This is a genomic window from Streptomyces sp. NPDC037242 (genome assembly GCF_055604165.1).
The window spans coordinates 85,818-106,999 of record NZ_JBVJUY010000029.1; the positions used below are offsets into that span (position 1 = coordinate 85,818).

At 71.2% G+C, this 21,182-nt stretch carries 19 protein-coding genes and 2 pseudogenes; 7 read left to right on the top strand and 14 right to left on the bottom strand.

The annotated features are described in order from the left end of the window. Nucleotides 1-402: 402 nt before the first annotated feature. On the bottom strand, nt 403-1,473 hold the full coding sequence (locus tag ACZ7GJ_RS28990) for a sodium:calcium antiporter (RefSeq protein WP_470755860.1): 1,071 nt from the start codon (nt 1,471-1,473) through the stop codon (nt 403-405). 324 nt (nt 1,474-1,797) lie between these two features. Here ACZ7GJ_RS28990 and ACZ7GJ_RS28995 point away from each other — a divergent pair, with 324 nt between their 5' ends. Continuing rightward, on the top strand, nt 1,798-2,838 hold the full coding sequence (locus ACZ7GJ_RS28995; RefSeq protein ID WP_470755877.1) for a vWA domain-containing protein: 1,041 nt from the start codon (nt 1,798-1,800) through the stop codon (nt 2,836-2,838). A gap of 54 nt (nt 2,839-2,892) precedes the next feature. Here ACZ7GJ_RS28995 and ACZ7GJ_RS29000 read toward each other — a convergent pair whose 3' ends face one another. Together ACZ7GJ_RS29000 and ACZ7GJ_RS29005 are read right to left on the bottom strand one after the other, a co-directional pair. After that, entirely contained in the window at nt 2,893-3,645 is a 753-nt protein-coding gene (locus ACZ7GJ_RS29000; protein WP_470755861.1) for a helix-turn-helix transcriptional regulator, read from the bottom strand. 31 nt (nt 3,646-3,676) lie between these two features. Continuing rightward, entirely contained in the window at nt 3,677-5,380 is a 1,704-nt protein-coding gene (locus tag ACZ7GJ_RS29005; protein WP_470755862.1) for an amidohydrolase, read from the bottom strand. Between the two features lie 253 nt (nt 5,381-5,633). On the opposite strand from ACZ7GJ_RS29005, the gene ACZ7GJ_RS29010 reads away from it, so the two are divergent. The 4 genes from ACZ7GJ_RS29010 to ACZ7GJ_RS29025 all read left to right on the top strand — a co-directional run bounded on the left by ACZ7GJ_RS29010 (nt 5,634) and on the right by ACZ7GJ_RS29025 (nt 9,717). Then, on the top strand, nt 5,634-6,665 hold the full coding sequence (locus tag ACZ7GJ_RS29010; RefSeq protein WP_470755863.1) for a sulfotransferase: 1,032 nt from the start codon (nt 5,634-5,636) through the stop codon (nt 6,663-6,665). Nucleotides 6,666-6,844: 179 nt separating this feature from the next. After that, nucleotides 6,845-7,783: an amidohydrolase family protein gene (locus ACZ7GJ_RS29015; protein ID WP_470755864.1), complete on the top strand. Its 939-nt coding sequence runs from the start codon at nt 6,845-6,847 to the stop codon at nt 7,781-7,783. A gap of 43 nt (nt 7,784-7,826) precedes the next feature. Continuing rightward, the gene (locus tag ACZ7GJ_RS29020) at nt 7,827-8,219 is read left to right on the top strand and encodes a hypothetical protein (RefSeq protein WP_470755865.1); all 393 of its coding nucleotides are present in this window, start codon (nt 7,827-7,829) and stop codon (nt 8,217-8,219) included. Nucleotides 8,220-8,349: 130 nt separating this feature from the next. Beyond that, complete coding sequence (locus ACZ7GJ_RS29025) at nt 8,350-9,717, top strand: pyridoxal phosphate-dependent decarboxylase family protein (protein WP_470755866.1); 1,368 nt, start codon at nt 8,350-8,352, stop codon at nt 9,715-9,717. 40 nt (nt 9,718-9,757) lie between these two features. On the opposite strand, the gene ACZ7GJ_RS29030 is transcribed toward ACZ7GJ_RS29025, so the two are convergent. Both ACZ7GJ_RS29030 and ACZ7GJ_RS29035 read right to left on the bottom strand, forming a co-directional pair. Then, nucleotides 9,758-10,903, bottom strand: a complete 1,146-nt coding sequence (locus ACZ7GJ_RS29030; RefSeq protein ID WP_470755878.1) for an RNA polymerase sigma factor — start codon at nt 10,901-10,903, stop codon at nt 9,758-9,760. An 8-nt stretch (nt 10,904-10,911) separates the two neighbouring features. Further along, nucleotides 10,912-11,319: a YciI family protein gene (locus ACZ7GJ_RS29035; protein WP_470755867.1), complete on the bottom strand. Its 408-nt coding sequence runs from the start codon at nt 11,317-11,319 to the stop codon at nt 10,912-10,914. A 230-nt stretch (nt 11,320-11,549) separates the two neighbouring features. Between ACZ7GJ_RS29035 and ACZ7GJ_RS29040 the strand changes: the two genes are divergently transcribed. Continuing rightward, nucleotides 11,550-12,161: a GOLPH3/VPS74 family protein gene (locus tag ACZ7GJ_RS29040; protein ID WP_470755868.1), complete on the top strand. Its 612-nt coding sequence runs from the start codon at nt 11,550-11,552 to the stop codon at nt 12,159-12,161. Nucleotides 12,162-12,453: 292 nt separating this feature from the next. Here the strand turns inward: ACZ7GJ_RS29040 and ACZ7GJ_RS29045 are convergent, their stop codons facing one another. Beyond that, nucleotides 12,454-13,110 carry a DUF4232 domain-containing protein gene (locus tag ACZ7GJ_RS29045; protein WP_470755869.1) on the bottom strand — a complete coding sequence of 219 codons (657 nt, stop codon included), beginning with the start codon at nt 13,108-13,110 and terminating at the stop codon, nt 12,454-12,456. Nucleotides 13,111-13,439: 329 nt separating this feature from the next. On the opposite strand from ACZ7GJ_RS29045, the gene ACZ7GJ_RS29050 reads away from it, so the two are divergent. Next, on the top strand, nt 13,440-14,015 hold the full coding sequence (locus ACZ7GJ_RS29050; RefSeq protein WP_470755870.1) for a hypothetical protein: 576 nt from the start codon (nt 13,440-13,442) through the stop codon (nt 14,013-14,015). A gap of 16 nt (nt 14,016-14,031) precedes the next feature. On the opposite strand, the gene ACZ7GJ_RS29055 is transcribed toward ACZ7GJ_RS29050, so the two are convergent. From ACZ7GJ_RS29055 to ACZ7GJ_RS29090, 8 genes and pseudogenes are all read right to left on the bottom strand, one after another. Beyond that, a complete protein-coding gene (locus ACZ7GJ_RS29055; RefSeq protein WP_470755871.1) occupies nt 14,032-14,514 on the bottom strand; it encodes a GNAT family N-acetyltransferase in 483 nt (160 codons plus the stop codon). Continuing rightward, nucleotides 14,504-15,796, bottom strand: a complete 1,293-nt coding sequence (locus ACZ7GJ_RS29060) for an NAD(P)/FAD-dependent oxidoreductase (protein WP_470755872.1) — start codon at nt 15,794-15,796, stop codon at nt 14,504-14,506. The genes ACZ7GJ_RS29055 and ACZ7GJ_RS29060 overlap by 11 nt, the downstream gene beginning before the upstream one ends. Before the next feature lie 346 nt (nt 15,797-16,142). Further along, a pseudogene (locus ACZ7GJ_RS29065) lies at nt 16,143-16,910 on the bottom strand (IclR family transcriptional regulator domain-containing protein); the annotation flags it as partial. An 863-nt stretch (nt 16,911-17,773) separates the two neighbouring features. Beyond that, nucleotides 17,774-18,352: an RNA polymerase sigma factor gene (locus ACZ7GJ_RS29070; protein WP_470755873.1), complete on the bottom strand. Its 579-nt coding sequence runs from the start codon at nt 18,350-18,352 to the stop codon at nt 17,774-17,776. A 432-nt stretch (nt 18,353-18,784) separates the two neighbouring features. Further along, a complete protein-coding gene (locus tag ACZ7GJ_RS29075; RefSeq protein WP_470755874.1) occupies nt 18,785-19,300 on the bottom strand; it encodes a DUF3291 domain-containing protein in 516 nt (171 codons plus the stop codon). A gap of 32 nt (nt 19,301-19,332) precedes the next feature. Continuing rightward, nucleotides 19,333-20,013: a helix-turn-helix transcriptional regulator gene (locus ACZ7GJ_RS29080; protein ID WP_470755875.1), complete on the bottom strand. Its 681-nt coding sequence runs from the start codon at nt 20,011-20,013 to the stop codon at nt 19,333-19,335. A gap of 63 nt (nt 20,014-20,076) precedes the next feature. Then, nucleotides 20,077-20,868 (bottom strand): ABC transporter permease, encoded by a 792-nt coding sequence (locus ACZ7GJ_RS29085; RefSeq protein WP_470755876.1) that lies wholly within the window; start codon nt 20,866-20,868, stop codon nt 20,077-20,079. Further along, a pseudogene (locus ACZ7GJ_RS29090) lies at nt 20,865-21,182 on the bottom strand (ABC transporter); the annotation flags it as partial. The pseudogene ACZ7GJ_RS29090 and the gene ACZ7GJ_RS29085, both read right to left, overlap by 4 nt.

Consider the following 21,182-nt stretch of genomic DNA (forward strand, 5'->3'; position numbering starts at 1 on the left):
AGGTCATCGCTCTCGGGAGCCTTGCCGATCAGGTGCGCGGCGAGTGCGAGCCGCTCCAGGCCGTCGGGATCGAGCGGCTGGTGCCGATCGGCCTCCGACAGGATCGCGAACACGTCCCCCCACGCGTGCCGCGACCATGCTTCGTCGGCGGACTGCAGCTCTGCGGCTGGGCTCATGCATCGAGTCTCCCAGCACCCCGACGGGCGCCCCAGGAACCACACCGACACGCCCGCCAGGGCGCGAATCGGCGGTGCAGCGAGTCTGCGCCTGGACCGCCCGGTCGAGGTCTCACGGATCATCAACCTGGGCGGCAACGAGGTCGCCGTCCCCAAGCTCGCACGACAGCGGACGCCCGGCCGGATTCCGGCCGGGCGTCTCGTGCTTCCTGGAGTCCGGCGGGTGTCAGCCGAGGAGGGGGACGAGTCCGACGGCGAACACGGCGTAGAACACTCCGGCGACCGCGAGGCGGGCAGGGGTGAGTTTGTGGGCGCGCATGGTGAGCAGGAGGTAGGCGATCGCGGCCATGGTGATGATCCCCGACCACAGCAGGGCGCCGTCGAAGTGCCAGCTCGTGAAGAACAGGCCGATCCCGCTGGGGACCGTGGCCTGGATCATCATGGCTCCGGAGATGTTGGCGAGTGCCAGCCTGACCTTGCCCTGCCGGATCCAGATGACCGCGTTCATGATCTCGGGGAGTTCGGTGGCGATCGGGGACAGCAGCAGGGCCGTGACCGTCGCGGACAGCCCCAGCATGGGACCGATCACATCCAGCTGCTTCACGAAGAAGTGCGCGGCGAAGAAGATCACGACGAGTGCGGCCAGGGTCTGGACGACCACGGCCCACGTGGCCGGAGAGGCGGCCCCGGGCTGGAGCTTGAGCGGCTCCAGCTCCTCCTCCTCCTCCTCGTCCGCGCCGTCCGCACCGTCGGCGCGACTGCTGCGTATCTCGCGGACGAAGTAGACCGCGTAGGCGGCGAAGAACAGGACGCCCAGGGCGGGCTTGAAGGCGAAGGCGACCAGACCGAGCCCGACCTTCACCATGAAGATCGGCAGGAACCACTTCTGGTCCCTGGCCAGGCGCTTCATGTCCTTCGCGTCACCGAGCGCCTCACCGCTCGGCGGCAGGCCCACGCTCGGGCCGGCGCCGCCCGCGAGGACGGCCGTACGGTCCTTGCGGCGCTTGAGTACGAGCATCGCTCCGGTGACCCCGTACGCGACGGTGGCCAGGGCGAGCGGGCCGCCCATGGCGGCGCCGACTCCGATGTTCCTGGCCTCGTCGGTGGCGCCGGTGGTCACCGCGACCAGGGTCACCACGGACTCCGGCAGGGCGGTGCCGAAGGCGGCGAGGATCGTGCCGACCGCCATCCTTCCCACGTTCAGGCGTTCGCCCAGCCACTCCACCGCGTTGACGAACCACTCGCAGGAGAGGTAGATCGCCACCGCACACGCGATGAGCAATACGAAATGGATCACGGGTCTCGTCCAGCCTTCCCGCGTCGGCGGGGCTTCGAGGACGACCGGCGTGGGAGGCGCGGCAGACGGCTTCGACCCCGCCGACACGCTGACTTGCGTCGTCGACAAATGGGCCGAAGGTCTCGCCCACCCGCTCATCGAGAACGCGGGCCCGGCCACCGGGAACCCGGGGGCTCCAGTGTGTCGACGACCGGTATCGCAGGGCTACTCCCCTTCGCAGTCACCACCCTACCTGGCTTCCCCCGGAGTCCAAGATCGATTGTCAGTGGCGGGTGGCAGGATCGAAGTATCGATTCGGAAAGCGGGGGAACCGTCATGGCCGTCATGCCCGGAAACCAGAACTACATCAACCACGTCGCTCTCGTGTTGGACGCCAGCTCGTCCATGTCGCACCTGAGCGGCAAGGTCGTCGAAGTCGCCGACCAGCAAATCGCCTATCTGGCCCGCCGGTCGCAGGAGTTGGACCAGGAGACCCGCGTCACGGTGTACGTCTTCGCCGACAAGGTGGAGTGCGTCATCTACGACAAGGACGTGCTGCGCATGCCGTCCCTGAAGCAGATGTACCGGGCGGGTGGAATGACCGCCCTGCTGGCGGCCACCTTGAAGTCGCAGCGGGAGCTGGCGCAGACGGCCCAGCTCTACGGCGACCACAGCTTCCTCACGTTCGTACTGACCGACGGTCAGGAGAACGCGAGCCATCGCTGCCCCGACGCCCCGGCCCGGGACCCTCGTGCGCTGGTGCAGGCCGTGGCCACGATGATCGAGACGCAGGAGGACAACTGGACGCTGGCCGTTCTCGTACCGGACCAGATGGGCAAGCGCGAGGCCATGCAGTGCGGCTTCCCGAAGGACAACATCGCCATCTGGGACGCCACGAGCACACGGGGCCTCGAGGAAGCCGGGCAGGTCATCCTGAAGGCCACCGAGGACTTCATGGTGGGCCGCAGCAAGGGCATCCGGGGATCGCGGGCGGTGTTCTCCACCGGCGGGGAGACGGTCAACAAGGACGCGATCGAGGCGGCCGGCCTCACCCCGGTCAGCCCGTCGCAGTACGAATTGATTCCCGTGGCCCGCGAAACGGCGATCCGGGACTGGGTCGTCGAGTCGGGGCACACCTACCGAACCGGGTGTGCGTTCTACCAGCTCAGCAAGACCGAGAAGATCCAGGCGCAGAAGCAGATCGCGGTACTGGAAATGAAGACGGACCAGGTGTACACGGGGCCGCAGGCCCGGGCCCTCCTCGGCCTGCCCAGCACCGAGGTCCGGGTCAAGCCGGACCACAACGACGACTTCACGATCTTCGTGCAGAGCACCAGCGTGAACCGGAAGCTGGTTGCGAACACGCGGCTGCTGCTCATGACCTGACGCCCTGGAAGCCCTGCCGGTCCACCCGGCGGGGCTTCCGTGGCTTCCATCGTCTCAGGAGGCTTCGATTCCCCAGGCGGCGGCCCGGGCTGCGGCTGCCGCACGGTTGGGGAGGCCGAGTTTCGCGAGAATGTGCTCGATGTGGGTCCCTACCGTGCGCGGTGTGATGTACAGCCGCTCGGCGATCTCCCGGTTGGTGCGGCCGGCGGTCAGTTCACCCAGCACCTGGAACTCCCGCGGGGAGAGTCCGCCGGGCCGCCGCACATCCGCGGCCTCCTCGGCCGGCGGGCCCTGGTGGGGGGCGACGGCCGCGGCGAGGGCCTCGGTCAGCAGCGTCACCACGGCGCGCGCCGGATCGGGCGCGCGCCGCGGCCGACGGGTGCTGACGTTCAGCATGCCGACGTACCGGCCGTCGGCGGTGAACAGGCACTGGGCCACGCCGTCTTCGATACCGAGGGGACGCAGCACCTCCTGGAAGCCCGGGGAGGCCTCCAGGAGCTGCCCCGGGACGTCCCTGAGCCAGAGACCTCCCCTCGCCGGGCTGCGGAGCACGGGGAACACCGGGTCGTGGTGGAGGCGGGTCTCGATGTAGGCCGTGGCGTCATCCGGGTAGCTCCCGGCCAGCGTGGTGTGCCGCCTGCGCAGCGGATCCCACCGGGTCAGGGACGCGTGGTCGTACTCCATGACCTCCGCCAGCGCCGCCAGGACCGGTTCCACGCCGGTCGCGCCGCTCGTGGCGCTCCGCGCGGCCTCGCGGACATGGACGGCCGCGTCCAGGATGTCCGCTGTGCTCCGCTCCTCTGCCATCCCACCAGGATGATCATGTACCCGGAGTACGTCAATCGCGCAGGGTGTCGTGCACCACCTGCCCGTCGACGACGGTGAGGACGACGGGCATCTGCGGGATGTCGTGGGGATCGGCGATGAGCAGGTCCCCGTCCAGCACGCAGAGGTCGGCGACCTTGCCCGGCTCCAAGGAGCCCTTCCAGTCGTCGGCGAAGTCCTGCCAGGCCGCGGCGATCGTGTAGGTACGGATCGCCTCCGCCAGGCCGATGCACTGCTCGGGGCCGCTGACCCGGCCGGCCGCCTTCGACTCCCGCAGCATCATGGTGGCAACGCCTTGGCGCCAGTCCGGGTACGTGACCGGGGCGTCGGACCCGCTCGCGACCCGTACGCCGGCTTCGATGGCATCGCGGTAGGGCCATGCGTAGGCGGCCCGTTCCGCGCCGACGAACTCCTCCTCCATGTCGGCGACGGTCCACTTGATGGTGGGGTTCATGTTGACGCCGAAATCGTGGGCGGCCAGCACCTTCATGCTGTGCGCGGTGAGGAAGTCGCCGTGGATGACGTAGTGGCGGGCATCGGGCCGCGGGTGCTCGGCCATGGCTGCCGCGAAGGCGTCCGCGACGGTGTCGATGGCCCGGTCGCCGGTGACGTGGACACCCAACTGGTGCCCTGCCGCGTGTGCGTGGCGGATCATGGTGTCGATCTCGGCGGTCCGCTCGGTGTCGCTCTCGCCGCCGACGCACAGGGAGCCGCAGCCACCGCCGACGTACGGCTCGTGCATCCAGGCCGTCTTGTTGGGGACGATGCCGTCGGCGAAGATCTTGACGCCGTGGATGGCGAGGCGGCGCGGATCGGCGTCGCCGGACTCCCCGAGGGCGGTCAGGGCCCGGCCGAACTCCTCGGCGGTGCCTGCCATTCCGGTGGGCAGGAGCAGGACACCGACTCGGGCGGTCAGTTCGCCGTCGGCCAGCAGCCCGCGGTAGACGTCGAGGGTCTGCGTGCCGAGCGCGCCCCGCATGATGCCGTCGCCGCCCGGGCCGAGTCCGGGCTCGGTGTAGCTGGTGATGCCGAGCCGGGCGAGCGTCGCGAGGGTCGACCTGATCGCGTCGGTCCGCTCCCGCCGGCTGAGCGGCGGCAGCGCGTTCTGCACGAGGGCCTGGGCCCCCTCGTGGAGCAGCCCCGTGGGCTCCCCGGCTTCGTCCACGACGATGGCCCCGCCGGGCGGCGCGACGGTGTGCCGGTCGATTCCGATCAGCTCCAGCGCCTTGGAGTTCACCCACGTGGCATGCCCCGAGAAGGAGTACAGGACCACGGGGTGGTCCGGGCTCACGGCGTCGAGGTCGCGCCGCGAGGGCAGCCGCGACGCGTCGGAGACGCACTCGTCGAGGTATCCGGCGTCCCAGCCGTGTCCCGTGATCCACTCCCCGTCCGCAACCCGCTCGACGGCCTCCCGTACCGTCCCGGCCACGTCCGCGAGGGAGGACACGGCGGGATGGCCGAGTTCGAGGGAGAGCGGCGGCGTCGCCATGCCGAAGGCGCACCCGTGCAGGTGGGAATCGTTGATACCGGGAAGCAGCGTCGCTCCCCCCAGATCGACGATGCGGGTGCCGGGCCCGATGAGCGGCGTGACGTCGTCCCGCCCGCCGACGGCGCTGATGACCCCACCGGTCACCGCCAGGGCCGAGGCGATGGAGAAGTCGGCATCGACGGTGACCACCCGCCCGCCGACGAACACCAGATCCGCATACGTGTCCATAGAGGGTCCTCTCAGAAACCGGGCGCACCACAGCCACCCGCGAACGATCTCCCGAGGACTATGGCCGCGCCCCCACCCCCCGCACATCGGTCATCCCACCGATACGCACAGGGGTCCGCCGTCCGCAAGCGACCGCGGCTCCTAGGCGGCCTGCCCGAAGGGGCCTCGACTCGCGCGGGAGAGGCGTCAAGTTCCGCCCTTGCGGGAAGCCTGCACGCGAACGCCACGGTCGTCGCCGGAGGAGATGGATGACGTGCGCACTTTGACCTTCGTTGTCGGTACGGGCCGCAGCGGTTCGACCGCGCTTTCTGGCATCGTCAACGCGCACCCGGACGTGCTCAGTCTCAACGAGCTCTTGTCGTCGGTGCAGAGCCGCGGCTTCCCGGAAGGCCTCCTGGACGGTGGGGAGTTCTGGCGGCTGCTGGCCGACCCCAATCCGCTGTTCGAGGGGATGATCCGCAACGGGGTGCCGATGCCGGAGTTCGTCTACACGCGCCGTCCCGGACGCTTCGCGACCGACACCACGGGCATCCCCGCTCTGTCCCTGATGGTGCTCCCCCACCTGACCGATGACCCGGACGGCCTGTTCGACGAGCTGGACAAGCAGGTGCGCGGCTGGCCGGACCGAACCGCCGCAGGCCACTACGAAGCCCTCTTCGGCCTGCTGTGTACGCGATTCGGGCGTTCGGCGGTGGTGGAACGGTCCGGCTATTCACTGGAGCGGGTGCCGCTCCTGCGCAAGGCCTTCCCGCAGGCGCGCTTCGTGCACCTGTTCAGGGACGGGCCCGACTGCGCGCTGTCCATGAGCCGGCATACGGGGTACCGGCTGATCTTCCTGCTGCGGGAGATCCTCGCCCGGACCGGCGCCGAGCGCGTCGAGGACCTGACCGAGGACCAGGTCCGCTCTCTGCCGCCCGAGCTGTCCCAGCTGCTGGGCGCGCGCTTCGATTCCGCGCTGGTGCTGGACCGCGACCTGCCGTCGGCGGGCTTCGCGGCGCTGTGGTCGCAACTCGTCGTCCAGGGCGTCGCCCATCTCAGCGAGTTGCCCGAACCGCTACGGACCACGCTCGCCTACGAGGATCTGCTCGACGAGCCCCGCAAGGAGCTGGCCCGGCTGGCCGGCTTCATCGGCGTCGAGCCACTCCCCCGATGGCTCGACGCCGGGGTCGCGTGCCTGGACGGCAGTCGGCGGGGCGCATCCCGCCGACTGCCCGCAGCAGAGCTCGCGGCGCTGCGAGAGGCTTGCGCCCCCGGTGCCGCGGCCCTGGCCGACAGCCGGGGGTAGGCGCGCGCCACCGGACGCGTCGTCCGGCTCGCCCTTCCATGGCCCGCCTTCGGCGGGGGCGCGCGGTGCGTGGGCCGGACGGGTGGACCGGGTGTGGCGGCGTTCGCGTGTGCTGGCGGGCGTCGTACCCGTGGAGTCTCATGGACTGCTGCGGTCGGCGCGAGGAGACGAGGCACCGAATGAACGAACACGCTCGCATCGACGTCCATCAGCACGTGATCCCGCCCGAACGCAGCCGGGCGATCGCCGACCGGGCCGCTGCCGTCGGCTGGCCGGCACCCGCTTGGGACTGGCAGAGCGCGATCGCGATGATGGACCGCCGCTCGATCGCCACCGGCATCCTCTCCTACGCGGCTCCGCTCGGGCCTCCCGACGACGTCGAGGGGGCCCGAGCCGCAGCCCGGGACGTGAACGAGTTCACCGCGGAGCTGGTGAAGGACCGGCCCGACCGGTTCGGCAACTTCGCCGTCCTTCCCCTGCCGGACGTGGACGGGGCGCTCGCCGAAGCCGCCCACGCCTTGGACGAGCTGGATGCCGACGGTGTGATGGTCCTGTCCAACGCCTACGGCCGCTACCTCGGAGACCCGGACTTCGAGCCGCTCTGGGCCGAACTGGACGCACGCTCGGCGGTGGTCCTCGTCCACCCCACCGCGCCACCGGGTGCGATGGTCCCGGGCCTGCCCAGCCCGCTGGTGGACTTCCCGTACGACACCGCCCGCACCGCCCTGCACCTGGCCCTGGCCGGGGTGCCGGGCAGGTACCCCGGGCTGAAGATGATCCTCCCGCACGCGGGCGGCTTCCTGCCGTACGCCGCCCACCGCTTCGCGGCCGCCGCCCGGCTGCGTCCTGGCGCCGCCCCCGAGGACCTCCTGGCCGAGCTGCGGCGCTTCTACTTCGACACCGCGTTCTGCGCGGGCCCCGCCTCGCTGCCCTCGCTCCTCGCCTTCGCCGAGCCCGGACACGTCCTGTACGGCAGCGACTTCCCCATGGTGCCCGAGGAGTGGTGCAGCGGCTTCGACGACGGGCTGGACGGCTACCCGCACTGGGAGGACGGGCAGCTCCACTCGATCGACCGGGGCAACGCCGAGGTCCTCTTCCCTCGTCTCGCACGGGCCTGACCCGCCCCCGTTTCGATGCCCGGGACCTGCGAGGATCCCAGTCATGGAGAGCAAAGACGCGGGGTGGGCCGGGCCGGTGGTCGAGACGGTCGCGGGGCAGATGGTGGGCGTGCCCATCGTGTGCCGATACTGCGACTGGGACCGGTTCGAGGTGTCTCTGGGCGAATGCTTCTGCGAGGGCTGCTGCCTGCCGCTCGGCATCCAGGACGGAGACGTGTACCCCGGCGCCCCCGAGTGGGAGCTTGTGCCGCCCCACGCGTCGGCGGACACGGTCAGTTGTCCTGCGGCACACGATGTGTTCCACGTGGCCGTCGCGTACACGTTCGCGCCCGATGGGCGGGTCCACAGCCTCTCGGTCGACCTGCGGTGTCCGGTGGACGGTGAGCGGCACCTGCTGATCGACAACGCACGCGTGGTGTTCGCGTCGGACAGGTAGGGGCACCGGCGGGGCAGCAGGTGCGCGGCGACCGTCCACTGCACGGGCGATCCCTCGTCGCACAGCCCCAAGGCCACTGACACTCGGCCGTGGCTTGCGGGGTCGTGGTGGCTGTCCCATAGTCCGAGGTATGGACGCGCGCGAAATGGCGCTCCGGCAGGCGTACGGGCATGCCGTCCGTTGGCTGGCGAGCCTGTCCGACCGGGGGGTTCCCGCGCGCGCTTCGGTCGAGGAGATCGTGCGCGCGCTCGGTGTCACACTGCCCGACGGCCCCAGCGCGCCCGCCGACGTCGTCGACCTGCTGGCGGCGGCCTGCGAGCCGGGGCTCACCGCGTTCCCCAGTGGCCGCTTCTACGGCTTCGTGGTCGGCGGCACCGAGCCGGCCGCGCTGGCGACGGACTGGCTGGTCAGCGCCTGGGACCAGAACTGCGTGATGCGCGCCGCCTCGCCCGCCTACGCGGCGGTGGAAGAGGTGGCCGGCGCGTGGTTGCTCAGCCTGCTCGGCCTGCCGGGCAACAGCGCCGTCGGCTTCACCACGGGTGCCACCATGGCGAACTTCACCTGCCTCGCCGCCGGGCGCGACGCGGTGCTACGGCGCGCCGGCTGGAACGTCGCGCGCGACGGGCTCACCGGCGGGCCCGCCGTCCGCGTCGTCGCCGGCGAGGACCGCCACATGGCCGTTGACCTGGCGCTGCGCTACCTGGGGCTCGGCGAACCCGAACTGGTGAAGGCGGACGGTCAAGGACGTATCGATCCCGAAGCCCTACGTCACGCCCTGGCGGCCGGCGGGCAGGGCCCCACGCTCGTGATCCTCCAGGCCGGGGACATCCACTCCGGCGCCTTCGATCCCTTCGTCGAGGCGATCCGCGCGGCCCGCGAAGCAGACGCGTGGGTGCACATCGACGGCGCCTTCGGCCTGTGGGCGGCGGCGTCCCCGGCCTACGCACACCTGGCGGCGGGCTGTGCGGACGCCGACTCCTGGGCGACGGATGCCCACAAGACCCTCAACGTCCCCTACGACTGCGGCCTCGCCATCGTGCGTGACCCGCTCGCGGTCCGCGCGGCGATGGGCCTGCGCGGCGACTACCTGATCCAGGACGAGCAGGGCGACCCCATCGACAAGGTCCCCGAACTCTCCCGGCGGGGCAGGGCCTTCCCCGTGTGGGCCGCGCTCAGGTCCCTCGGCCGCTCGGGCGTGGCCGACCTCGTCGAGCGGCTGTGCCGCCACGCCTCCGCGTTCGCCACCGGCATCGCGGGGATCGACGGCGCGACCGTCCTCAACGAGGTGGTGTTCACCCAGGTCTGCGCCGAGTTCGGCGACGACGAACGCACGGAACGGGTACTGACCCGACTGCTCGAAGACGGCACGGCCTGGATCAGCGGCTCCACCTGGCGGGGCCGGCGTGTCATGCGGATCTCGGTGAGCAACTGGTCGACGAACGACGACGACGTGGCGCGCACGCTGGATGCGATCCGGCGCGCATCCGCTCGCGCCTGATACGGCGGCTCTCGGCGGCCAGGGGTGTTCAGGCCGTCGGTCACTCACGGCGGGCGGAGTTGAGCCGTGCGGCCTGGCGCGTCAGGTGGTCGCGTTCGGCGAGGTTCGGGGCCTTTCGGGCCGCCTCGGCGTACAGGCCCGCCGCCGTCACCAGGTCGCCGTCGCGCTCGTGGAGGTACGCCCCCACCGCGGCGTGGCGCGGCACTGTGCCGTCCACCTCCGCGAGCGCCGCCAGACCGGCGCGCGGACCATCGGCCTCGCCGACGGCGACCGCGCGGTTGAGCCGGACCACCGGGCTGTCGGTCAGGCCGGCGAGCTCGTCGTACCACTCCACGATCTGCACCCAGTCGGTCGCCTCGGCGGTCGGCGCGTCGGCGTGGAGTGCCGCGATGGCGGCCTGGGCCTGGAACTCGCCCAGCCGGTCGCGGGCGAGGGCCCCCTGCAGGATCCCGATGCCCTCGGCGATCGCCCCGGTGTCCCACCGGCCGCGGTCCTGCTCGGCGAGCGGCACCAGGCGCCCGTCGGCCGTGGTTCGAGCGGCGCGCCGGGCATGGTGGAGCAGCATGAGGGCGAGCAGCCCCGCCACCTCGGGATGGTCGAACTGGGCCGCGAGCTGCCGGGTGAGCCGGATGGCCTCGGCGGCGAGGTCGACGTCGCCGGAGTAGCCCTCGTTGAAGACCAGGTAGAGCACGCGCAGCACGGTGGCGACATCGCCGGGCTGGTCGAGCCGTACGCCTGAGACGGTGCGCTTGGCCCGGCTGATGCGCTGCGCCATGGTCGCCTCGGGCACCAGGTAGGCCTGGGCGATCTGGCGGGTGGTCAGCCCTCCGACGGCGCGCAACGTGAGCGCGACCGCCGAGGAAGCAGTCAGCGACGGGTGGGCACACAGGAAGTACAGCTGGAGCGTGTCGTCCACCGCGGGCGCCGGCCCGGGCGCCGGCTCCTCTTCGACGCGGTCCTCGCGCCGGCGGCGGGCGGTGTCCGCCCGGGTCGCGTCGAGGAACCGGCGCCAGGCCACGGTGACCAGCCAGCCCTTGGGGTCTCGCGGCGGGTCTGCCGGCCAGACGCGGACCGCCTCGACCAGCGCGTCCTGAACGGCGTCCTCTGCCGCCGCGAAGTCGGCTCCGCGGCGGACGAGGACCCCGAGCACGCTCGGCGTGAGGCTGCGGAGCAGGCTCTCGTTCACCTCGGGGCTCACTCCGTGATGGTGGGCGGAGCGGCCAGGAACGGGCGTACCTCCAGCCACTCGTGGATCGGCTTCCCGCCCGCCCCGGGGGCGGCCGACAGCTCTCCGGCCAGCTCGACCGCGCGGTCGTAGCTGTCGACATCGATCACCATCCAGCCGGCGATGAGGTCCTTGGTCTCGGCGAACGGGCCGTCGGTGACGGGCGGGCGCCCCTCGCCGTCGTACCGGACCCACGCGCCCTCGGGGGCGAGCGCCTGGCCGTCGACGAACTCGCCCGTCCCCTCCAGTCGGGCCGCGAAGTCGTTCATGTACTGCACGTGGGCCGAGATCTCCTCTTGCGTCCACTGGTCCATGGGGACGTCGTTGACCGCGGCCGGGGCGCCCCGGTAGTGCTTGAGCAGCAGGTACTTGGCCATGATGTCTCTCCTCGGTGCGAGTGCGAGTGCGAGTGCGGCCCATTCTGGCCGCCTTCACTACGGGGACGGAGCCAGCCACGGCTTCTCGACATCGTCGGGCGAAATTCTTTTTCGGATCTCTTGGACGGGACGGGACCGGCGCGCCCGCAGGTGATCCGATCGATCTCCCGGCCCGTAAGCTGCGGCCTCTGGGATCGATGCCCTTCCGTCACGGTTGTGAGGAGCCCTTGATGACCACCACGCGGGACTTGTTGATCGTTGCCATGGAGACGGGGTCCGGTGCCCCTGTCGAGCAGGGCGACCTGTCGCTCGCGCTCGCGGGGGCCGAAGTGATCGACCTCCTCTCCGCCCGGGCCGTCACGCTGGACGGGGACCGTCTCGTGCCGGGCCACCAGCCGGAGCCGGCCGATCACCTGCTGGGGGAGGCAGCCGCGTCGCTCGTCCGGGAGGCGCCCTACGAGACGGTCAGTGACTGGCTGTGGCGCAGGGGCCGCGGTCTGTCGGCGGCCTACCAGGCCGCCCTGGAGGCGGAAGGGCAGCTCGTCCGCCAACCCCGGCGCGGGATCTCCCTCCGGGCCGGTCAGCTGGTGCTGGTCGATTCGCCCGTGCGCAGCCGGGCGGCTGACCGCTTGGCGTCCGATGAACCCGTCCTCGTCAACCTCGTGGAGGCCGTGGGGGTCCGTGGCGAGCGGACCGCGGACTCGCCGGACGTGACGGACGACGCCGTCGCGGCGGTGCTGGCCGCCGTCAATGCCGCGGTGGTGGAACTGGCCTCCGTACGGCAGCGCAAGGCCGTCGAGGAGGCGGCCTTCGACAACATCTGGCGGGGCGGCGCCGGGTAGGTCCTCCTGGCATGACCGTTCCGGGCTGCGCGGCGAATTGACAAGGGGGGCAGGGCGGTTGGGCGAGACGGACCCCGCGCGTCCTGGAGCGGCTGCGTGAGACACGGTGGCACCGGGACGGGCTCGGCGCGGACGGGGCGGCGGAGGCTTCCGCGGTACTGGAGCGGTACGCGCGCCAGTACCGCGCCGAGATCGCGCCGTCCCGTCCCCACCCGGACCGGTGCCTGTGTCACGCCTGCCTCGCCGGCGAGTCCGGGTCGCCGGTAGCTCCTTCGAGCTCCTGGTAACGGCCTCAGGAGGGTTTGGCCGACGTGAAGGCGGTGACGGTCACCTTGTTGTCGCACTCGGCGAAGACCCCGTCGTCCATGGCGATCTGGTGCGCGCCGGCCCCGGGGACGCCGAGGACGAGCGTGGGGAAGGTGACGGGCGTGGCGCCGGATACGCAGTAACCGTCGGCCTCACCCTGGACGTTGACGAAGGTCAGCTTCGTCCAGGCACGGCCGCCTGGGGCCAGGGACACCGTGGAGGCCGAGCCGGTGTGGGTGGTGGCGAGCGGGACGTTCCGGTCGGGGGAACCGTTGCCGGCTCCGGCGACCGTCGGGAATCCGCTGAGGGTGCAGGCGTGCGCCGAGGAGTTGGTGACCGAGACGATGGCGGCGCCCGTCCCCGTGCCCTTCGGCCGGACTTCGGCCTGGTGGGCCTCGGATACCTTGACCTGGTCGGCCTTGCAGGGCTTCGCGCCGCCGCCCGAGCCGCCTGCGGAGGAGGATCCGGCGGTCGGCGTCGTGGACGGCGACGGCGGCGCTGACGCCGTACCCGCGGGCGGTGCCGCCGGCGGGGCCTGCGCGCCGTCGTCCCCCGACGGGGTGCAGCCCCCGGCCAGGACGGTGACCGCCACCGCTGCGAGCAGTGCTGCCGCGGTCCGGCCGATGCCTGCTTTGTGCTTCATGAGCTCTCCCGAGGTCCACGACCGATCCCGCACCGGCACGCATCGCAGAACACAGCGGCGTGTCGCGCCCGGTTCTGCGGGCCGCGGCGCTGTGGCGGTTCCGTGACGCGTCCGGGACGCACTCACGATCACCGGCGCCGGGCGGTGACCGTCGATGCTCCTTCGGGAGAGGGGAGCCGCCTCCGGGGCGTGCGTCCCGTGGCAACGCAGTGGCGTGTCCACTGTGCGGACGGTCACCTTGACGGCCTGCGGAGCTTAGGCCAGCCTTACCTTGCTCGCTCCCGGCTGGTGTGGGCGCACCCCCGCGAAAAGATCCCTGGAGCAGCCCGATGTCCACCGCCGACGCCACCTCGACCCGCCGAAGACCAGGTGGGCAAGCAGAGCTCCTCCAGCTCCCCTCGTGGTGCGGGACCGCGGCGGCATCCCTCGCCGTATGCCTCGGGTGGGCAGTCACGACGTGGATCGCCGTGCACCTGCGTGCCGATGCCACGCTGCACACTGCGGCGCTGTTCGTGCACCTCGCCTCCCTGGTCGTGGGGTTCGGCGCGGTACTCGCCATCGACTACTACGGCGCCCTGTGGCTCACCGGCCGCAAAACCCTGCGCGAGGTCCTCGACTTCACCGCCCCCCTGCACCTGCCCGTGTGGGCCGGCCTGGGCGGTCTGCTCTTCAGCGGGGCCTTCCTCCACCCCGATCTCGGCTCACCGCTGACGTGCGTCAAACTCGGCCTCGTCCTGGTGCTCTCCCTCAACGGTGTCCAGGCCTCCGCACTGCACCGCCGGCTGGCCGCCGTCGACGGCCCCGTCCCCCGCCCGCTGATGATCCGCTGCGCGGTGACGGCGTCGGTATCGCAGGTCGCCTGGTGGGGCGCCGTCGCCATCGGCTTCCTGAACAGCCAGCACTGAATCGGACGGCACTGGATCAGACGGCGCTGGATCGGACGGCGCTGGATCGGACGGCTCGCTGGGCCAGCGTCTTGTACATGTGGACGTCCTCGGCGCCGCCGGGGATCCCCAGCGTTCTGCCCGTCTCGACGTACCCGTGCCGCTGGTAGAAGGCGGGGGCCTGGAAGGTGAAGGACGAGACGCTCGCGCGGTCGCAGCCGCGCCGCCGCGCCTCCTCCTCCGCGGCGAGGAGGAGTCTGCTTCCCCAGCCGTCCTTGCGGCTGTCCTCACGGACCCAGAGCATCTCGATGCCGAGCAGCCCGCCCCACGTCCAGGCGGTCAGCCCCCCGATGAGCTCGCCCGCTTCGTCGACGGCCTTCACCGACAGCTCGCCCTGGTCGGCGGCTGTGGTGCCGGTGGCAGGAAAGTTCAGCTCGTCCAGCCCTCTGGACAAGCTCTCGTTGAGTTCGGGGTCACCGTGGCCGATGCGCAGCGCTGCGGCAGTGTGATCATGCGCCATGTGCCGAGTCTGGCACACGGTCCGCAGGTGGCACAGCGGTCCTGCGGTGCTTGATGTTGACGGCCGAGGCCTTGGCCAGCGCCAGGGGACTCAAGAAGCGCAGCGGACCCATCAGGCGGGATCCGAAGAAGTACATGTGCCGCGCCATCGACTCGTCGCGCGCCGCCGCCGAGAACATCAGCCGCTCGCCGGGATTGAACGGCCGCGCCTTGGCGAAGTCGACGGCCAGGTTCTGGTGGCCGCGCAACCGGCGCCGGTGGGTGCGCGAGTACGCCGCGAGCGAGCGGTCGAGGTCACCCCGACCGGCTGCGGCCGAGGCGACCGCCTCCGCCAGCCACTGCGCGGACTCCAGGGCCCACCCGCATCCCACGCCCCACAGGGGGTCTCCGGTCATGGCGGCGTCGCCGATCAGCGCGACGCCCGGCGCGGTCGGTTCACGGCTGATCAGCGGGTAGTTGACGGTACCGATGATCTTGGTGATGCGCTCGGCGGAGTCGACGGGCGGCGCCTCGGGCAGGGCGCGTACGAACTTGAGGAAGCTGCCCTCCAGGTCCTCCCGGAACTCCGGCAGCCGCTTCTTGTCCGGGAGTACCGCGAGGACCGTCACCCCGTCGTCGTTCGGAAACGCGTACGCCATGTCGGGCTCGAGGAACCAGGTCTGGCCGATCCCGCCGGGCAACGGGAGATTCCGGAAGTGCGCGATATAGCCGAACCGCGTGTTCTCGTGCTGCCGGGTGGGCACCTCGGCGAGCTTGGCCACGTCCGAGTCCTTGCCGTCGGCGCCGACCACCAGGCGGGCCCGTATCTCGCGCCCGCCCTGCGGTGTCGAGGCGCGCACGCCCAGGGTGCGCCCGGCTTCGCGGACCAGTCCGGTCACGTGGTGACCGAGGAGCAGGTCGACGCCAGGGGTCTGCGCCGCACGGGATCTGATCAGCGGGTCGAGGGTGCTGCGCCGGACGTTGTACGCGTACGGCAGCTCGGGGCCCGTCGGGGCGGCCTTCGGCTCGATCCATCCCCAGCGGGTGTACCAGCGCGCCTCGTTGCGGACGGCTCCCGCGTCTTCGAGGGCGGGGACGAGGCCGAGTTCGTCCAGCACCGGGTAGGCGTTGGCCGTGATGGAGTGGGTGCAGAGCACTTTGTACGCTTCGGAGTCCGAGCGGCGCTCCAGCAGGGCGACGCGGACACCGCGGCGAGCGAGCAGGATCGCCGCGGCGCTGCCGGCGAGGCTGGCTCCGCTGATGACGACGTCGTAGTCGTATCCCGTGCTCTCAGACTTGGTCATGTACTGGTCGCTCCCTTTGGGGTGTGGTGCCGTTCATGGGAGTGGTGCAGTGGTGGCGCAGTGCCAACTCTGTCAGGCACATGACCAATTGTAGGGAGCAGAGCTTCGGATCGGGCCGTGTGTGATCAGTTGGTGCCCGCCTGCGCGAAGGACGGGCCCACCGTGTGGTGCGCGGTAGGCCCGTCCCTTGGGGCGGAGTTGTCGTTGCCGAGCGGTGTTCCTAGGCGGTCGAGGTCAGGATGCTGCTCCCCGGTTCACCGGCACCGGCCTGCGGCGTCCGGAGCTGGTGTACCCCGCCGCCCTCGGCGTCCTCTGCCCTGCGCGGTGCGAGTTGGGCGCTGCCGGTGACGATGAGGGCGAGCAGGACCGCGGCCGCTTCGCTTTGCAGGATCCGGGCGGCCTGCCTCAGGCGGCGCGGGTCCGTGGCGGGAATGGACAGGGCCACGCACTCGGGGTTGGGGCCCGCGGTGATCGGGACCGCCGCACACACCGTGCCGAGCGCGTACTCCTGCATGTCGAGCAGCGGGGCGTTGGGCTGTCGCGTGTCGAGCTGGTAGAAGAGGGCCTGCTGGCTCGTGATGGTGCGGGAGGTGAACCGGACGGGTTTGTGCCGGGACAGGTGGTCCTTGCGACCGTCGTAGCCGAGCTGGGTCAGCAGGGCCTTGCCGACCGCGGAGGCGTGCGCGGCGACCCGGAAGTCCACCCACTCCTCCACCACCGGTGCGGCGGGGCCGTCGGCGTACTGGGTGATGGAGACCTCGCCGTCGGTGTAGCGGGCGACGTAGACGGCGGCCCCGACCGCGTCCCGGACCCAGGCGAGGGTTTCCCGCAGGCGCCCGCGCCCGTTCTCGTTGACCGCTTCGGTCAGGAGCAGGGCCGTACCGGCGACGTAGGCGTCGGGTCCGATCGGGGTGGCCAGGTTCGCCCGGATCAGCTGTTCCATGGTCCGGGCCAGGATCAGCTGGGGCAGCTGGGTTTCGCGGGCGATCTGGATCAGGCTCACGCCGCCCGAGTAGCGGTTGATGACCTCCAGGACCCGTAGCGCCTGGTGGACGGATTCCAGCGCGGCCGGTGCCGGGCGCCCTTCGGGTGAGGTGCGGGCGGCGTGTGTCAGCTGTGGCTGCTTCAGCGCGTCGAGCGTCCACACGCTCGCCTCGGTCGTCAGGTGCAGCGGGTTGAGACGTGCGTGCTGGGCGATGGCCACCGCGATCTGCGGGGCGGGGAGGGGGACCTCTCCGAAGTCCGGATCCTCCGACCAGAGGCGCGCGGTGACGGCGCGGTGCAGTCGCGCGGGCAGCCGGTACGGGGGCCGGCTCGCGCGCCCGGGTCCGGTGGCGAGGGAGGTGAGGTCCTGGGTCGTGATGGGCGGGGAGGTCCAGATGACCGAGGCGCCCAGTGCGTCCTCCAGGTCCGCCGGCATCGGCGGCAGCGGCGGCAGGTGCTCGTCCGGGGACAGCGCCTTGACCTGGCACCCCCAGTGGCGGGCCGTGGAGACTTCGGCGCGGGTGAGGTGGTGGAGGTAGAGGCACTGGGCCGCGGTCTGCGATCCCGCCCCGGCCGCGTACTGGAACCAGAACTGCGCGCCCTCCATCTGATCGGCCAGGTGCAGGAGGCATCCGAACAGCAGCGCCGAGTCCACTCCGTGGGGCCATGAGCCCGCATCCAGGGCCAGTTCGGCGAAGGCCCTGCTCTCCACCAGGGACCAGGCCAGGTCGTCCAGGCACCGTGCGGCCCGTACGTGGCAGGCCGCATCCAGTACGAGGTCGTCCGACGCCACCGGTCCCGCCACCGGCGCGAGCCCCCGGCCGGCGACTCCGATCGCCGAGCGGGTGCGGTCGGCGGCGATCCTGCGGGCGATCCGGCGCCGGGCCGCGCCCTCGTCGTAGCCGGCGTACTCCTCCACCAGAACCTGCGCCTCCTCCAGTGCGGCGTCCAACTGCTCCCACATCACGGCGTCGCGGTCGCGAGTCTTGTCGCTCACTGGTTCTTCTCCTCTCCAGGCGCCCAGGCCACCCCGAGTTTCTGGGACAACGTTCGACGTGCTCCCCGGATGTGCGAACGCACCGTGGCCGGGGAGATCCCCATCATCCGGGCGACCGAGTCGTAGTCGTAGCCGAGCAGGAACGCGAGCAGGACCACGTCGTAGTGCCGCTCGGGCAGACCCGCGATGGCCGCGTACAGGCCGAGTTTGGACTCCAGCAGCTCCATCCGCTCTCTGGAGGAGCGGCGCAAGGCGGCGAACCAGGCCGTCTCCACCATGGCCCGCGGCCTGCCCAGGACCGCCAGCCGCCGCTCGACGTGCTCACGCAGCACGGCCCATGCGAAGCCGTGGAGGCTCGCCTCCTTCAACGCCTGGCGCCACACCTTCAGCAGGAACGTGAACACGTCGTCGACGATGTCCTCCGCGTCCTGGCGCGAGCCCAGTTGAAGGTGCGCGTAGCGCAGGTAGGCGCGGTGCTGTTGGGAGTGGAACGCTGTGAATTCCACCGGCAGGACACCAGCCAGCTCGCTGGAGACCGCCTGGTCCCCCGATGGGTCGAAATCTCCTTCGCTCACACACTCCCCCATGGCTGCAATTCGCCACCCGCAGGGACGGCTCGTACCAAACGGTCACAAGCGGAAACACGGAGCGCAGTGGCGACTATCAGGACGGAGGCGACCAACTCAACAACATTCATGCCGACGCGAAACCTTCCAGTGACGTGGACGGACCGGACGGGGCCTCGCCCCGGCTCCGGCAGCCGTGGGAGCACCAAGTGCTCCCACACACCACCCCATCGAAAAACACGCCCGATCGTGCACGCCGGTACCCAAAAATCTTTCGCAAAGGTCGCATCCGCTTCCCTTCGCGCCCCCACACACCCGCGCACGCCCCGGCGCAAGGTCCTCATACGCCCCGTGCCCGGACTGCCGGCGCCTCGTCGCGGGCCGTTCGTCAGCCGCGCCCGCCTGCCGTCATGCGCTGACCGGCGTCCGCCGTAGAGGCGTTCAGAGCGCTGCCGGGTCCCCCGCCTGGAGGTGCCGGGCAGCCTCGGCGGCGGTGTAGGAGGGGGAGAAGGCGAACGCGCGCGGGGACGGCCCGTGTTCACGCAGGTCCGCCAGCCGCTCCAGGGCCTCGCTGACGGTCGGGAGGTGGCCAGCGGGGACCCACCAGAGCACCAGGTGCGCCTCGACGTGCTTTTCGAACCATTCGCGGCGCCGCCGCATCACTTCCAGGTGCCCGCTGCGGTAGGCGAAGTCCCACAGGGCCTCCTGGTTCTCCCACACGGACAGGTTGACGATGACGTGCTCGCCCGCCGGCCGCAGGCCGGTGGCATCGGGCGCCCCCTCCTCCACGAGCCGCCATACGAAGCCCGGCGCGCCGTCGGCGGCGGTGTTGACCGGATCAAGCATCTCGACGAACGGCGCCACGCGCGGGTCGTCGAGCGGGTAGCGGAGCGTGGCGACGTTGAGCTGGGCGAGGTGGGCGGCGGCGTGCGCGGATGCGGATGCGGATGCGGTCATGGCCTCATCCCAGCACGGCCCGGTTTTCTATGTCAATCTTCATTGCTTTTAGAGCTCTCGACCACTACACAGCACTCCCCCGGCCGGGCATCCATGCGGGCGCGAACGGGACCGTCCGCGCCCAGCAGCCCCTCCAGCAGCGCGAGGTTCATTCCGCACACGAGCGGCGGGAAGCGTTCGGCGACGGCATGGAAGGGGCAGTTGCGCATACGGACGACGGCTGCGGCCTCCCCGCCCTCGCCCCCGATGTCCTCCAGGTGCGGTTCGTAGCCGCGGGCGGCCAGCACCTCCATGGCCTCCTCGAGGCCGCCGCAGGGCTCCGCCGCGCCGCGCAGGGCCTCACCCCGGCGGCGCGCTGCCGCGCAGAGCCCGGCGTCCAGCCCGGCCTGCTCGGCGACTTCGGCGAGCAGCTCGGCGGCGGTTCCGTAGTCGCGGGCGGGCAGCGACACCGACCGCTCGACCCGCGCCCGCGTGTACACCTTGGCGGGACGGCCCGCTCCCGGCCCCGAGCGGCCCGTCAGGCGGCGGCTCCCGCTCTCCAGCAGGCCGGCTTCGGCCAGCCTGTCCAGGTGGTGCGCGGCGAGGGTGCGCGCCACCCCGGCCGCCTCGGCCGCCTCGTTGCGGCCGACCTCACGGCCCTGCGCGGCCACGTACTCGTACAGGCGGCGGCGCACCGGATCCTGCAGCAGTGCGATCACATCGATGTCCTTCACACGGCCATTCTATGAACAACCCGCGTTGGAGATAGAAGGGCCGCAGCCGTGCGGTTGCACCGGTTACTTCGGATCGCGGTTGAAGGTCGCCTTCGACCAGTAGTAGCCGAGTGCGGAGAGAGCCAGGCACCAGGCGACCGCGAGCCAGCCGTTGTGGCCGATCTCGGTGCCGAGGAGGAGGCCGCGCAGGGTCTCGATGGCGGGGGTGAAGGGCTGGTACTGGGCGATCGGCTGGAACCAGCCCGGCATCGCGCCGATCGGCACGAAGGTGCTGGAGATGAGCGGGAGGAAGATCAGCGGAAGCGCGTTGTTGCTGGCGGCCTCCGCGTTCGGGCTCACCATGCCCATCCCTACGGCGATCCAGGTGAGCGCCAGGGCGAAGAGTGCGAGCAGCCCGAACGCCGCCAGCCACTCCAGGGCGGTGGCATGGGTGGAGCGGAAACCGATGGCCACGGCGACGGCGCCGACGAGGGCCACGCTGGCGATGGATTGCAGGACGCTGCCGATGACGTGCCCGATGAGGACCGAGCCGCGGTGGATCGCCATCGTCCGGAAGCGGGCGATGATGCCCTCGGACATGTCGGTGGAGACGGACACCGCCGTGCCGATCGTGGTGCTGCCTACGGTCATCAGCAGGAGACCCGGTACGAGGTAGGCGATGTACGCGGAGCGGTCCGCACCGTCGCCGCCGATGCCGGCGCTCATCACGTCGCCGAAGATGTAGACGAAGAGCAACAACAGCATGACCGGGGTCAGCAGCAGGTTCAGCGTGAGGGACGGGTAGCGGCGCGCGTGCAGGAGGTTGCGGCGCAGCATCGTGTTCGTGTCGCGTACGGCGAGGGAGAGGGAAGTCATCGGAGCTCCTCCTTGCGCTGGTCGGTGGCGCCGGTGAGGGCGAAGAACACGTCGTCGAGGTCGGGGGTGTGCACGGTCAGCTCGTCCGCCTCGACGCCTGTCGAGTCCAACCAGTCGAGGATGGAGCGCAGCTCTCGCTGAGTGCCGTCACTGGGGATCTGCAGCGACTGGGCCTCGTCGTCCCGGGTGGCCTCGCGCAGGGCGAGGGCGGCGGACCGATAGGCGGAGGGGTCGGTGAAGCGGAGCCGGACGTGGCCGCCGGGGATCAGGCGCTTGAGCTGCTCGGCGGTGCCTTCGGCGGCGATCCGGCCGTC